The organism is Clostridium ragsdalei P11 (genome assembly GCF_001675165.1).
GTDB classification, from domain to species: Bacteria; Bacillota; Clostridia; order Clostridiales; family Clostridiaceae; genus Clostridium_B; species Clostridium_B ragsdalei.
Genome location: NZ_LROS01000001.1, coordinates 65,534 through 79,761 on the forward strand (window position 1 = coordinate 65,534; position 14,228 = coordinate 79,761).

At 32.0% G+C, this 14,228-nt stretch carries 11 protein-coding genes; 5 read left to right on the plus strand and 6 right to left on the minus strand.

Features of this window, described 5'->3' with window-relative positions; genetic code table 11:
• Positions 1-208 precede the first annotated feature (208 nt).
• On the plus strand, positions 209-1,357 hold the full coding sequence (locus CLRAG_RS00295; protein WP_065076526.1) for an SH3 domain-containing protein: 1,149 nt from the start codon (positions 209-211) through the stop codon (positions 1,355-1,357).
• A gap of 146 nt (positions 1,358-1,503) precedes the next feature.
• Positions 1,504-2,034, plus strand: coding sequence for a nitroreductase family protein (locus tag CLRAG_RS00300; protein ID WP_065076527.1), 531 nt, complete (start codon positions 1,504-1,506; stop codon positions 2,032-2,034).
• 356 nt (positions 2,035-2,390) lie between these two features.
• On the opposite strand, the gene CLRAG_RS00305 is transcribed toward CLRAG_RS00300, so the two are convergent.
• Both CLRAG_RS00305 and CLRAG_RS00310 read right to left on the minus strand, forming a co-directional pair.
• Positions 2,391-2,996, minus strand: a complete 606-nt coding sequence (locus CLRAG_RS00305; RefSeq protein WP_065076528.1) for a TraR/DksA C4-type zinc finger protein — start codon at positions 2,994-2,996, stop codon at positions 2,391-2,393.
• 400 nt (positions 2,997-3,396) lie between these two features.
• Entirely contained in the window at positions 3,397-4,431 is a 1,035-nt protein-coding gene (locus tag CLRAG_RS00310) for a DUF362 domain-containing protein (protein WP_065076529.1), read from the minus strand.
• 174 nt (positions 4,432-4,605) lie between these two features.
• Here CLRAG_RS00310 and CLRAG_RS00315 point away from each other — a divergent pair, with 174 nt between their 5' ends.
• The gene (locus CLRAG_RS00315; RefSeq protein WP_065076530.1) at positions 4,606-5,445 is read left to right on the plus strand and encodes a MerR family transcriptional regulator; all 840 of its coding nucleotides are present in this window, start codon (positions 4,606-4,608) and stop codon (positions 5,443-5,445) included.
• Positions 5,446-5,480: 35 nt separating this feature from the next.
• Here the strand turns inward: CLRAG_RS00315 and CLRAG_RS00320 are convergent, their stop codons facing one another.
• From CLRAG_RS00320 to CLRAG_RS00330, 3 genes are all read right to left on the minus strand, one after another.
• Complete coding sequence (locus tag CLRAG_RS00320; protein ID WP_065076531.1) at positions 5,481-7,784, minus strand: sensor domain-containing diguanylate cyclase; 2,304 nt, start codon at positions 7,782-7,784, stop codon at positions 5,481-5,483.
• A gap of 385 nt (positions 7,785-8,169) precedes the next feature.
• Positions 8,170-9,189, minus strand: a complete 1,020-nt coding sequence (locus tag CLRAG_RS00325; protein WP_065076532.1) for a molybdopterin-binding protein — start codon at positions 9,187-9,189, stop codon at positions 8,170-8,172.
• A gap of 17 nt (positions 9,190-9,206) precedes the next feature.
• On the minus strand, positions 9,207-10,286 hold the full coding sequence (locus tag CLRAG_RS00330; RefSeq protein WP_065076533.1) for an XdhC family protein: 1,080 nt from the start codon (positions 10,284-10,286) through the stop codon (positions 9,207-9,209).
• A gap of 606 nt (positions 10,287-10,892) precedes the next feature.
• Here CLRAG_RS00330 and CLRAG_RS00335 point away from each other — a divergent pair.
• Together CLRAG_RS00335 and CLRAG_RS00340 are read left to right on the plus strand one after the other, a co-directional pair.
• Positions 10,893-11,270: a BMC domain-containing protein gene (locus CLRAG_RS00335; protein ID WP_013238448.1), complete on the plus strand. Its 378-nt coding sequence runs from the start codon at positions 10,893-10,895 to the stop codon at positions 11,268-11,270.
• Between the two features lie 10 nt (positions 11,271-11,280).
• Positions 11,281-11,766: a EutP/PduV family microcompartment system protein gene (locus CLRAG_RS00340; RefSeq protein ID WP_065076534.1), complete on the plus strand. Its 486-nt coding sequence runs from the start codon at positions 11,281-11,283 to the stop codon at positions 11,764-11,766.
• Between the two features lie 415 nt (positions 11,767-12,181).
• On the opposite strand, the gene cooS is transcribed toward CLRAG_RS00340, so the two are convergent.
• Entirely contained in the window at positions 12,182-14,113 is a 1,932-nt protein-coding gene (cooS, locus tag CLRAG_RS00345; RefSeq protein WP_065076535.1) for an anaerobic carbon-monoxide dehydrogenase catalytic subunit, read from the minus strand.
• Positions 14,114-14,228 lie beyond the last annotated feature (115 nt).

Below are 14,228 nucleotides of genomic sequence, written 5' to 3' on the forward strand. Positions count from 1 at the left end.
CTTATATTTGTTATATTTGTATTATAACAAATATAAATTAAAAAAACAACGGGTATAGTGTCTGGAGTTTGGTATATTACCCCTTAAATACATTTTGGCGTTAGATCATTCCAACTTTTGATGATTGATAACATATGATTGTATTATTATAATTTAATTAGGTTCTAATATTGAACGTTTTCAAAATATTCTTGAAAGGATGGAAAAAATGAAAAAAAGCTTAGCTAAAATTTTGCTTCCATTGATTGCATTTACCTCAGTGATGAGTGTACCTTTTTACAAAGTAAATGCAGCTTCACAAACTCCAATATCAAGAACTCAAGTTGAGCAAAGGGCCGCAAGCTTAATGGATTTAACTTGGACATACTCTGCAAATAAAAATAGTAATATATCTTCTCAATATGCATCAAGCGTTACACTCCCAAATCAGTTTAAAGGTGTAACAACAGCTACTTTTAAAGGTATACCTTATTCTTGGGGCGGTATTGACGGAATTAATACCAATTCTTACAACGCTCCGTGGACAAACTTTCTCGATGCAGTTAACAAAGGCGCCTTTACAGGAAACGTAAATACAGATGCAGGTCTAGGATATATACCTGGGACCGCAGGAATAGATTGCTCTGGTTTTGTACAAGCTTCTTTTAATATTTCAGACTATAAACAATCAACAAGCACCTTATTAAACAACTATTTTAAAAAAATTGATTTAAACAGTCTACAACACATGGATATCCTAGACAAGCCAGGTGATCACGTAGTTATTTTTGATAAATGGGGAACTTTAAATGGAGTACAAGGTGCTTTTACCTATGAATCAACACCTGATCAAACTTACGGTGGAATACAAGGTGCTAAAAGATATTTTATAAGCATGAACACAATTAACCAAGGATATATACCTGCACGTTATATAAATATAGTTGAAGATACAACATCAACTCCTAAATTCAAAGTTGGAGGGTACGCTCAGGTTTCTAATGTGACAAGTTATGCAAATTTGAGAACAAACCCCTCAACAAGTTATGCTATTTTAACCACTGTTCCAAAAGGTACTATTTTAAACTTAATCAATTACTCAAATGGATGGTATCAAGTTACCTACAACGGACAGACAGGATGGATCTGGGGAAACACCCTTGGTTCAGTACCAGCAAATCAATACGTAACTATTAGCGGTGTATACCAGTTAAATATAAGAGCAAATTCATCGTCTACATCACAAATAGTTGGGGTGCTCTCCCAAGGACAATATGCACAGAAAATTGGTCAAACTTCAGATGGTAGCTGGTATAAGATCCGTATAAATGGAATTGAAGGATGGTCTTCCTCAAAGTATTTAACCTATATTAAATAGTAAAAAAGATTGCACAAGTTTTACTTTACGTAACTTGATTGCAATCTTTTTATTTTTATGCAAATAATTTGATAAAATGTTATTATAATAATATATTGTTAGGTTTTATTACCTTAAGTAAATATCATATAAAGGAGATTTTAACTATGGAAATGATGAAAGCAATAGCAGTGCGTAAATCTACTCGTAATTATAAAAGCGAGCAAATTAGTGATGATTCTTTAAATATTGTACTTAATGCAGGTTGTGCTGCACCTGTAGGAATGGGTGCTTATGATTCAGTTCATTTAACAGTAATTCAAAATTCTACTTTACTAGATAAAATTACAAAAGCAACGGCAAACGCATTTGGCAGCCCAAATATGAAACCTTTTTATGGTGCTCCTACTTTAATTGTTGTTTCTGGTAAAGCAAATGATAAAGCACCTCACATTGAAATAGCTAATGCTGCTTGTGTTATCGAAAATATGGCTCTTGCTGCTACTGATATTGGTTTAGGTAGTGTGTATTTATGGGGATTTTTGGCTTCATTTTCGAAAGAGAAAGAATTATTAAAAGAACTTAATTTACCGGAAGGCTTCGTACCCGTTTCTGGTATTGCATTAGGCTATCCCACAGAGCCGCTGACCAAAGAGAAAGAATTAAAACAAACTATCAAAATCAATACTATAAAATAATACTTGAAACAAAAAGGCAAGGAATCCTAAAACTACATAGATTTCTTACCTTTTTATTACAAGTTAATGCTGTTTAACTTTTCTATAAACAGAGTTCTTGATTTCAAGTGGAGTTTTTTCTCCATCTGAAACTTAGAAATCGTTATCCAGGGGCGTAGCAGCCGTTATCCCCCCACTTTATAAGAAGATGGGGGGATTTTACGGCTGGTAGCCATCGGATAAAAAATTATCATAAGCACAACTGCAACAAGTGCCATGATAGCTGCATAATAAAATGGTGCTCTGTTATTTATATTATCATAAAGTACTCCTGCAATAACACTTGCAGAATGTCCAAAGTTTAAACTATTGATTTTTTAAGGTAATTGATTCTTATACTCTTGGTTACTTATTCTCTCTATAGGATCAACATATGTTTCATCCTCATCCACATATTCTTCAACTATATTTTTTCTTCTATTAAATTTGTTAACTGATTGGTAACTGTCTTCCATATCAAATTCAACCTGATCGTCGTCTCCATGGTATCCTCTATTCCAGGTGTCCTTGAGGACATCTTCTTCTGGAGGTCTGTTGTTCATTTCATCAGGTTTTGAATTGTCTATACTTTGTTGACAATGAATACAGCGCTGTGCATATGGAAGAAATTCTAATCTATTTAGATCTATTTCCTTACCACACATTTCACATATTCCATAAGTACCCTCTTCAATTTTCTTTAAGGCATCATCTACCTTTTCTATAATAAATTCTTCATTTTTCTGAAAAGCTAGCCCTCTTTCCTTGTCAAATATGCTGCTGGCATTATCTGCTGGGTGATTGTCATAAAAAGACAGTTCTGTAGATAGTTCTGCATTGGATTTTATCGTTTCATTCTTTTCCATCTGCTCTAATAAATCATAAGCTGCATCTTTTTGTGATTTCAATTTATCTTTAAACCTTTGTAATAATTTCTCATCCATAATTATTTACACCTCTCAATTATATTTCAGCATACATATATTTTAACTAAAAAAACGCCATTTATTCTATTACACCTATTTAGCCTTTTAATGGTTTTATGAATGCCAAATATATAATTAAAAATTAAGGACTTAACTTTAGCACATATAAAATTTTGACCTAATATAAGAAAATTACGACGCAAAGCTTTTGAAAATAACAAAGTTCAAATAACAAAGAACAGATAAAGATGATTTCCATCGTACCTCAGGAAATCTATAATTTTAATATTTCCTGACGTTAGGAAGAAAATTATCCTTATTTGATATTTGAACTTTGAACCTTGTTCTTTAAAAAATTGCTTCGCAAAGTTTTTAAACTGCGAAAGTTAAATTAAGAATTAATAGTTATGGATATCTGCTAATTTATTTCAACAAGTTCATATTTTTTACTACCCAAGCCTATTTTTTCTGCATAATCAAGAGTATACCTGCCCCTTTTAAATACAATTCTATCATTATTTTTATCAAGAACATCAAGGCATGCTTTATCAATAGCTACAGGATCCGTTGAAGCAAAAACTCCAATATCATTTGCTATTGATTTCATATTGTGTCCTTCACAGTCACAATTTTTAGTTATATTAAAAGCAAAGGTTATATAAATATTATTTTTTTCCTTTGCTGCAGCATAAGCATATTCTGCAAGTCTTTCATTAAAAGATTTGGTCATAGATCCAATCCAGCTGTGGTAAATAGCTCCCTGTGGACATATTGCCATACAAGAGGCACATCCAATACACTTGTCTTTATTGATCTTTGCCTTTCTATTTACAGTTATGGCATTTTGAGGGCACTTTTTTGCACAAGCGCTGCAGCCTTTACACTTAAAAAAGTTAATTTTAGGTGTAGAATTTGCATGCTGGGCAAGCTTTCCTCCTCTTGATGCACATCCCATTCCAAGTTGTTTTATGGCACCTCCAAAACCAGCAAGTATATGACCTTTAAAGTGACTTAGGACAATAAGCTGTTTTTTGTTTGCAATTTGTTTTCCTACCTTACATTTGTTAAAATTTTTTTTACTGATTTCAATCTCCTCAAAATCTTCTCCATGTTCACCATCGGCTATTATTATAGGGAGTTCCGTAAACCCATGATCTTTTGCTAGTTTCAAATGCTTTTCTCTTGTAGTTCTTTCACCTCTATAGAGAACATTCGTCTCTATAAATGCACTATCTATGTTATTTTCCTTTAAATAATTTATTATACCAACAAAATTTTTTGATTGTATAAAAGTATTATTACCCTTTTCTCCAAAATGAACCTTGAGAGGTATGAATTTTTCAAGACTTATATGCTCCTCTTCCACTACTTTTCTTAAGAGTTTGCCAGCAGCATCACTTATCTCTTCTGTTTTGGAGTATGAATCAATAGCCTTAAAATAAACTTTTTTCATAGAATAAACCTCCAGCAATAAATTAAATTTTTTATTCTACTAAAAATTATAGCATAGTTTACCCAGCAAATCCCATAATTCAATTTTTGACTCTATCTCTATTGACTTTGACATTATGGTAAAGTTTAAAATATAATTAATCACTTCGAAGGAAATAAATATTAGGAGGTTTTTATGTACACTATAGGACAATTTTCGAAAATTGGAAATGTTTCAACCAAAATGCTCAGATATTATGACAAAATTGGATTGATCAAACCAACTTTTGTTAATCCAGAAAATCAGTATAGATATTATGAAAAGCATCAAGTACAAGACATTCTGAAAATAAATAGGCTTAAAAAATATAAATTTTCATTAGATGAAATAAAACAAATTATTAAGGATAAAAGTAACAGCACTTTAGAAAAATTCTTATCAAAGCAAATAAGTTTATTCGAAACTGAAATACAACAAAGCAACGATATTTTACTTCATCTTAAACATTCAATGGATCAATTGCAGAAAGGCGAGGATATAATGAATTCTAAAAGAAATTTCCATGTTTTAATTGATACTTTAAAAGATACAACAGTTTTAAGCATAAGAGACACAATTTCAATGGACAATATAGGCAACTTAATAGGTAAAGTTTTTGAAAATATTTATAGAAATGGTCTTTCACCCTTCGGAAATATAAGAACTATTTACTACGACCAGGATTTTGATCAAAATTCTGACAATGACTTTGATCACAATAATGCAGATATAGAAGTTTGCATTCCAGTAAACAGACAGCTAAAAACAGATACTGTATCAACTAAAGTTTTAAAAGGCGGCTTATATGTACACACAACTTTTATAGGTCCTTATAGTGAAATCGGTGAAGCTTATGCTGAACTCCTTGACTGGATAAATAAAAATTCCTATAAAATAGCTGGACCTCCTCATGATGAATACATCAAAGGCCCTGATTCTAAATGCAGTCACAATGAATTTGTAACAGAAGTGTATTTTCCAATAAATAAAAAATAATACCTAAAAATATGATGTATAACTTAAATTATACATCATATTTTTCTTCTATCTTTCATCATTCTCTTTTTTTCATACATTCTTTTGTCAGCTATTTTTAAAAGTTCATTAACATCATCTGAATCATCTTTAAACTGAGAAAGCCCATAAGCAAAACTAATCTTTTTTTTGTCCCCATTTAAATTAAAAGGACAATCTTTAAGTGTCTGAGAAGCCCTACTTATAATATCAATAACACTATTCTTATCCTTATTTACAAATACTACGGCAAACTCATCTCCACCAACCCTGGCAAAAATGTCCTCTTCGGAAATTTCTTTTTTGAACATATTTGAAAACTTCGCTAGAATGTCATCACCTACAATGTGCCCATAGGTATCATTAATAACTTTAAGGTTATTTAGGTCTATTATGCATATAATAAAAATACTGCCTGAAATTCTTGCTTTATTCAAAATTTCATCCAACAATTTATTAAAATAGCTCCTGTTATACACTTTAGTTAAGCTATCGTATCTAGACATATATAGAATATTTTCCAGCAATTGAGCATTTTTAAAAGCTATGGCAATATCATAGGACAAATACTTCAGCAGTTTTTTATCATCCTCATTGAAACTTTCTTTCTCATCTGTATTAAATATATCAATAAATCCCTTAACACATCCATCAATACATATGCCACAAGTTAAGAGCTCATAAGGACATTTAACAAATAACTTTTTCCATGAGTTATATTTATCTTTTTCATTAAACAAACCTTTTTCTAGGTTACTTATAACTATAGGATTACATAATTCTTTAATATTCATATTGCGAATTTTATATTGATACAAATCCTTCAATTTATATCCTATTTCTTTTACTTTATCAGGGAAATATCCTTTAGTTGCCTTATAAACTAATTTATCATTTTTCATAAATAAAATGCTTCCCATAGTACCACTTGGAATTACGTCTAATGCCTTACAAAGTATCATTTCAAATAAGCTATCAATTTCACAGGAAGACAACATATGACTATTTATTTCCATAATAGCTTTTGTAGCATTATTCATCTGCTCTACTTTACATTTTTGTTTTTCTAACACATTATTAGCCTCCTGTAATTCCTTTGTAACTTGATTTACAAGATTAGTAAACACTTCAATTACGCCGACATCTTTTCCCTCAAAAAAGCTTTTTGAAGAGTTTTCATTTTCATTATTAGGCATCGGTGCATTTTTATAAAAAGTTTGGTTGCCTTCAGATATTCCCAGTATTGTCATTGTTGTATTTAAAAGTTCATTTGAACGGTTAAAAGTAAAAAATTCACCATAAGTAAAAAATCCAAAAGTTGGGGCAATACTATTTACAGCAGATGTTTCAATGCCAATTTTATTTTGCATAAAATTTCTTCTCACTGAACAGGAATAAATAAAAATTGCTTCAATATTCTTATTTTTTAATCTATTCGCCATTTCTAAAGCTTGAGATGTTATCATATTTACATTTCCATAACCAAACTGGACCTTATCGTTAACTTTAACATCTCCAAGAAAACTCAAAGATCCATCATCATAACACCCAAAAGCCACTCTTGCTAAATAGGTACCACTTCTCTTAATCATTAATGGAAATTCAGTTGCAGACATAGGCAAATCTTTAGCCACTTCATCTCCAAGATATTTTTTGTAAATATCAATTGCCTTAATATTATCTATTGTAAAAACTCTATTATCTAACGCTTTAGTAACAGTCATTACTTTTCCAATAGGTGACCATGAAAAACTTCGTTCTGTTATAATATTTAAACCTTTTCCAGTAAGAGAAGCTGCAGCCACACCATTTTCTGTAATGCCTTCCTTTGTAAATACAAAGGTTTTCTTTAAATATCCATTGTCGCCAGCTTTGCCACCACAAACAATAATCTTATTATTTGCTGATTCTATACCTTTAATAATCTCATGCCCATTTGTAATCAATCCATCAGAAAATAATATAATAGCTTTTGTATCATCTTCACTTAATTCTTTAACAATATTTACTCCTAGCTTATACTCATTCTTATCACTTAAAAGCTTTGCCTTAATTTTTACTTTTTCAAAAATAGAAAACGATATTATTGTAGTTTTACTAAGCACGTTTCCTTCATATATTTCTCCAGCAGTTGTTGCACCTATAATTTCTGCTCTAGGCAACATGGATGTTATTTTATCTGTGAGGTCCCTAATAAATTTCATTTCTATTACTGCTGTAAAAATCTGAATCAAAATATTATCACTATTATTGATATTATTACCGTAAATAAAATGCTGCATTTTTTCAAAATTCTCATATTTTAATTGATATTGTTTCACAGCACTACCCTCCTTATGGAAAAGGGCCAACTTATTATCGCCTACTTTAAATCCATATAAAATATATACTATATATTTTTATTATACTAAATAATATATATAAATTATATATTCTCTTTAAAAGATTTCTACATAATATAATAATTTAACTCAACTTTCGCACATACGAAATTTTTTTAAATAACAAAGTTCAAAGTTCAAATATCAAATAAGGATAATTTTCTTCCTAACGTCAGAAAATATTAAAATTATAGATTTCCTGAGGTACGAGAGAAATCATCTTTATTTGTTCTTTGTTATTTGAACTTTGTTATTTTTAAAAGCTTTGCTTCGCAAAGTTTTTAAACTGCGAAAGTTGAGTAATTTAATTTACTGTCTATGACATCTACTTTCCAAATCCACAATTAGGGAATGAACAAACATCACATGAAAGGCATAAGCCACCATGTCCTAGGCTTGCAAGATCTTCTAGAGTTATCTTATCATCTGCCATAACTCTTGGAAGAACTAGGTCAAAAATGGTACGTTTTGCATACATTACACAGCCTGGTAATCCTAAAATTGGAATTGTATTTTTGTAATATGATAGCAAAAACATTGCACCAGGAAGCACAGGAGCACCATAAGAAACAATTTTTGCACCTGTATTTTTTATTGCACTTGGTGTTGTATCATCAGGGTCAACACTCATTCCACCTGTGCATATTATTAATTCTGCTCCCTCATTAATAAAGTCCTTGATAGCTTGAGTAATTTCATTTGGGTTATCATTTAAAATCTTTTGTCCTAAAACTTCTGTATCATATTCCGCAAGTTTTTCTCTAATAACCGGACCAAAGGTATCCTTTATTCTTCCGTAAAAAACCTCACTGCCTGTAGTTACAATACCTACTTTTTTATGTTTAAATGGCATAATTTTTATAAGTGGCTTATCTCCTGCAACTTCAACAGCCTTATCCATTTTCTCTTGTTCAATTACAAGAGGAATAATACGTGTACCCGCTAATTTATCACCTTTTTTCACAGGAAAATTATTGTGACGGGTAGCAATCATCATTTCGCCAAGTGAATTGACTTTACAAAGCCTTTCAATGTCAACTTTAAGTACACCATCTTTTTCAGCAATTAACTCAATTTTTCCTTCCTTAATCTCAGAAGGACACATATAATCATTTTTACAAATATTATAAAGAATTTTTGCTGCTTCATTTTCGTGAAGCATTCCTTCTCGTTTTTCCCATATATAGAGGTTCTCTTTTCCTATTGATAATAAAACAGGAATATCTTCTTCAGTAACAATATGTCCTTTTTTAAATGCAACACCTTTTTTTACTCCTTTAATAATTTGTGTAATATCATGACAAAGTACATGACCTACAGCTTCTTTAGTTTTAATCTTTTTCATTGTAATTCAACTCCTCTCTAAATTACCTCTATTAATACCTCCATAGTTCCCCCACAAACCATTCCTTCAGATTCAGCAACATCTCCTGTCATATCCACATGCTCTATGAAAAAACTCCTTTCTCCTGTAGTTTTCCTCATCATTTCTCTTGCCTTTTGCAGCACAGAGGATTCACTGCATCCTCCACCTATAGTTCCGACACTCATACCATCAGGATAAGTGATCATTTTGGCTCCTGCTTTTCTAGGAACTGATCCCTTAGATGAGAGTATAGTTATACATGCTTTAGGTTTTGGTGATTTTTCAGATACATTTTTTAGTACTTCTTTATCAAACTCCGGAATAGCAAAATTTTTACCAAATTTGCTCATAGTTTCTTTATTCTTAAAGTTTATAAGCTGTGCTATTATAGAAATAGCTATTTCATCTGGAGTAATAGCGTTTATATCTATGCCGATTGGAGCATTAACTAATTCTAACTTTTCTTTGGAGAATCCCTCTTCCGATAGCTCCTTTTTCATAGCAGTTACCCTACGCCTTGAGCCTATCATTCCAACGTAACTAAGATCATACTTTAAGACTTTACGTAAAACAACTCCATCATATCTATGACCTCTTGTTACAATAACTATATAATCAGACTTTTCCAAATTAATTAAATCGAAGGATTTCTCAAAGCTTTCACAAATGACTTTTTCTGCTTCAGGAAATCTTGGTTTATTTGCAAAGAAAGGCCTATCATCTATAACTGTAACAGAAAATCCCACTCTTGATGCAAATTCTGTTACTGGCTTTGCTATGTGTCCACCACCAAAAACAACTAAACGTGGTTTAGGAACAAATGGTTCAATTAAAACATTCTTATTTTCTCCTATCTCAACCATTTCAAGTTTGCCGCTTTCTAAAGAATTGCATATTTTTTCATAAATATTATCATCAACTGGGAAAGACTTTTTTTCTATACTTTCTTTAGTTAGAATAACTTTTTTTATAATAGAACCTTCTTCTGTACTAAGTAAATCAATATAAGTTAATGTTACACATTGATGTCCCTTGTCTACTTCATTTACTAATTGTTTATATATGTCTTCAAACATTTTTTTACCTTCTATCTAAAAAAATTTTTAATAGCAAAATACGTTTACATCCCCTTGTAACTACATCTGCAATTCCCAATTTCAATCATATTCATACTGAGAATTACAGATGCTTTAATAATGGTGAAATATTTAATGTTATTATTTATTGTAAGCAATATGTATGCCACTGCCCAAAGTATCCAAATTAGGTAGTTTTTTTATGTCACTTATTATAAGTGTGTTCATTTTTAGATCAAAATAGTCAAAAAATAGTGTTCATTTTTTGACTATTGATCGTTTTTTGAACATGCTTTAAGTTTTTATATTTCTGTGAATTTATTAAACACTCAACTTTCACAGTTTAAAAACATTGCGAAGCAAAACGAGTAGTAAAAAGCTTAATCAAAGATTTTTTGTAGTGTAACGGGAAAAAATCCACATTAACTATTAATTCTTCATTCTTAACTATTAATTAGAAATATATTTTCTCCCACTGTAATGCATATGCCATGTATAGCCTAAAAATGCCTGGTTGACAATTGTACATCAATGCTTTATTATTAAAATGTTATAGCAAAATAGGTCGAATTTAGTAGCAAAATACGTCGAAAAGGAGGTTATTACATGGATTTACAAAATATGATAGAGCATGAAGGTAAAATGAGAATTATACAAGAAACTGTTCCAGGTAAACAAATTACCCTTGCACATATAATTGCTGGTCCTGACAATATTATATATAAAAAATTGGGCCTAAATCCTAATATTGATTATGGAAAAGCCGCTATTGGAATCATGACTATGACTCCTAGTGAAACTGCAATTATTGCGGCAGATATAGCTACTAAAACTGGCAACCTAGATTTAGGATTTGTAGACAGATTTAGTGGTACCTTAATTATAACAGGCGGAATTTCTGAAGTTGAGTCTGCTGTAAAATCAATTATTGACTATTGTAAAGAATTTCTTGGCTTTACAACATGTGAAATGACAAGAACGTAGGTGATCATACATGAAAAAATTAATTTTGTTTGGCAGGAGCGAATGCGGAAAAACTACTTTAACCCAAACTTTAAGAGGGCAAGAAATCTCTTACCACAAAACCCAATATATTAATAATTTTGATGTAATTATTGACACCCCAGGGGAATATGCAGAAAATAGATCGTTAGCAAGTGCTCTTGCTATATATTCTTATGAAGCAGATGTAGTAGGTCTATTGCTTAGTGCTATAGAACCTTATTCCATATATCCCCCTAATATTAGACCTCTTGTAAACCGTGAAGTTATAGGTATAGTAACGCAAATAGATCGACCTAATGCTAATCCAGATCGAGCAGAGGAATGGTTAAAACTTGCTGGATGTAAAACAATTTTTCGCATAAGTTCTTATACAAAAAAAGGAGTATGGAAAATTTTAAATTATCTTCGGGAGGACGGAGACATTTTACCCTGGGATAATGAGGATGATTTTATAGCTCAATTTACAGCCCAATAAAAAGTCATTTTCATAAATTTGAATGAACTCCCTTTCTATTTAATACATACACACAAACATATTTTTGTTTTTTAAGTTCCTGAAGCTAAGATTCAGGGTTAAAAATGGACGGCTATTATTTTTAGCCGTCCATTTAATAAGGCATTTGAAAGAAAATAACAAGTCAAAGATGCGACGAATATTTTTTTATCCGATGACTAACCCGCTCTAATACTCACACTTTCCCAAGTGTGAGTAAAGAGCGGCTATGTCCCTGGATAACAATTTCTAAGCATCAGGTGCCAAGAACTTTGTTTATCAGACAAGGAGACAGGTTCCGCAGATAGTGAATCCTATCTAAGGGTTCTACCGACGCAGTATGATAAAAAATGGGCTAGCATACTGACTAGTTACTTCTTTGAAAATGCCTAATGCCTTATAACTCCAAACCCTTTCTTTTACTTAATATATGTGCTTCAATATTATCAGCTGCCTCTTTTGGATTATCTCCTAATGCAACTTTACCTCCTGTTAAGCTCTCTACATCCTCAGTAAGAAGCTTTACAAGCTGTTCTGCGCCTGTTAGAAATGGAGTTGGAGATAAATGTGTATATGTCCCATAGGCTACTGCAAATAAACCATCTATAGTAGCTTTTTGTTCCATCCACTCAGGAGCCGTTACAGCAATAGGAAGATCTGGTATATCTACATCAAGGTAATTAGCAAGTTCTGTAACAAGCATGGATATTCTTCCCGTATCTGTACAAGTTCCAAAGCTTAGAACTGGAGGAATCTTTAGCATATTGCATACTTCTTTTAGTCCTTGGCCAGCCATGTTTATTGCATCTAGGTTGCACAGCCCTGCTACTTCAAGAGCATGATTGCCGCACCCACCAGCCACAACTAAAATATCCTTTTTAATCAATTCCTTTACCAGGTTAACTGTATTCCAATCTTGAGGACCATTTCTTAGAGTTGAACAATTTGCCAAAGCCACAATTCCTTTAATCTTCCCTGCCTTAATAACATCAACAAGTGGATCAAGCTTATTTCCTAAAGCTTTTAAAACTGCTTCAGTAGAAAACCCTGCTATTGCTTTCTGTGTTATTTTAGGAACCTTTGGTGTAATGTTATCCTTTCTCTTTTTAAAATTTTCAATGGCCAAATCAATCAATTTATCAGCCATTTCACCCACTTTTTCAGGATTATATGGAATCATATGATTTAACCCCGGAATACCTATAATAGTACTTACACCTACTAAAGTTACCTGATACTTTTCAGCATAATGATCTATTGCAGGTGGAGAACAGTTTTCTTCCATTGCAAGAACATCAACTGTACCTGTAGCAAGAAGTGGTTCTATAGATAGCCAATCTCCCATTAAACCTACAAATACATCATCTACCTCAAATCTTTGTAATAATTCCTGTCCTGTTTCAATTGACCCAACTATTCTAAGCCCTTTTGCACCAGCTGCCTTTGCTCTTTCCTGTATCTGCTGCATCTTTGCCTTTTGAATAGTAGCAACACCAGCCCAAGGTTGATGTCCATTAAATACAATATTTATATACTCTGGATCCATAATTCCTAAGTCCACATTTACCTCATGGGGTGTAGGCGTGCCAAAAAGTATATCCTGAGCCATTTCAAGTCCTATTTGTGCTGTATAGATAGTTGACAGACCTAGCCGCAGCGCTTTTTTAGCTAATGATACATAATCCCCATCAACATTTGTTAAACAACTTGCTACTGCATTTTGCTCTTCGTGAACTACTCCTGAAGGATAAATTCCAAGATCTTTCCAAACTTTTTTTCTCTTTCTTGGTGAAAACACATCTACCATAACACTAGGTTCTTCTACATCTTTACCCATCTCAGCTTCCAAAAAATTTGCCAGATTCACTGCCATTTTATTGGTATCTCCGCTTGTATTAATTCCGACTTTCTGGCACATCCATTTGAGTTTATCCACATCTTTAATTGTAAATGGAGTCTTGCCTTCTCCAGTTTCTCTTAATGTTCTAAAGGCTTCATATGCGTGATGGCTATATGTACCAGCTCCCATTATGTTTTTAAGTAACATATTTCGCATTGCCATGGCATCTGGGCCAATACCACAAACACCTTTTTTCTGTTCTCCTTTAAGATTAATTCTGCAGGGACCTTGAGAACACAATTGACAGCTTAATCCTTCTAGGCAAAACTTACATCTAATTTTTTCTTGAGAGGACCATCTGTCAAATACGTTTGACATACCATCTTCCCTGATTCTTTTAAGCATTTCTTCCACAGAATCGTGATAACTAACTCTCCCTTCTGTTCTTTCTCGTATAGTTTCATTTTTTTCTAGTGTAGTTTGACTCATATAAAGCTCCTCCTATTTTAATATTTGTGCTGATGGATATTATACAATATTCCATATCTTATCTTTTATAGTTTTTCTAGTAAAAAGATATTTATACATAACAAAAGCACCATCA

Coding starts and splice junctions, on each gene's coding strand:
- CLRAG_RS00295 (WP_065076526.1), top strand. CDS start 209: ATGAAAAAAAGCTTAGCTAAAATTTTGCTTCCATTGATTGCATTTACC.
- CLRAG_RS00300 (WP_065076527.1), top strand. CDS start 1,504: ATGGAAATGATGAAAGCAATAGCAGTGCGTAAATCTACTCGTAATTAT.
- CLRAG_RS00305 (WP_065076528.1), bottom strand. CDS start 2,996: ATGGATGAGAAATTATTACAAAGGTTTAAAGATAAATTGAAATCACAA.
- CLRAG_RS00310 (WP_065076529.1), bottom strand. CDS start 4,431: ATGAAAAAAGTTTATTTTAAGGCTATTGATTCATACTCCAAAACAGAA.
- CLRAG_RS00315 (WP_065076530.1), top strand. CDS start 4,606: ATGTACACTATAGGACAATTTTCGAAAATTGGAAATGTTTCAACCAAA.
- CLRAG_RS00325 (WP_065076532.1), bottom strand. CDS start 9,189: ATGAAAAAGATTAAAACTAAAGAAGCTGTAGGTCATGTACTTTGTCAT.
- CLRAG_RS00330 (WP_065076533.1), bottom strand. CDS start 10,286: ATGTTTGAAGACATATATAAACAATTAGTAAATGAAGTAGACAAGGGA.
- CLRAG_RS00335 (WP_013238448.1), top strand. CDS start 10,893: ATGGATTTACAAAATATGATAGAGCATGAAGGTAAAATGAGAATTATA.
- CLRAG_RS00340 (WP_065076534.1), top strand. CDS start 11,281: ATGAAAAAATTAATTTTGTTTGGCAGGAGCGAATGCGGAAAAACTACT.
- cooS (WP_065076535.1), bottom strand. CDS start 14,113: ATGAGTCAAACTACACTAGAAAAAAATGAAACTATACGAGAAAGAACA.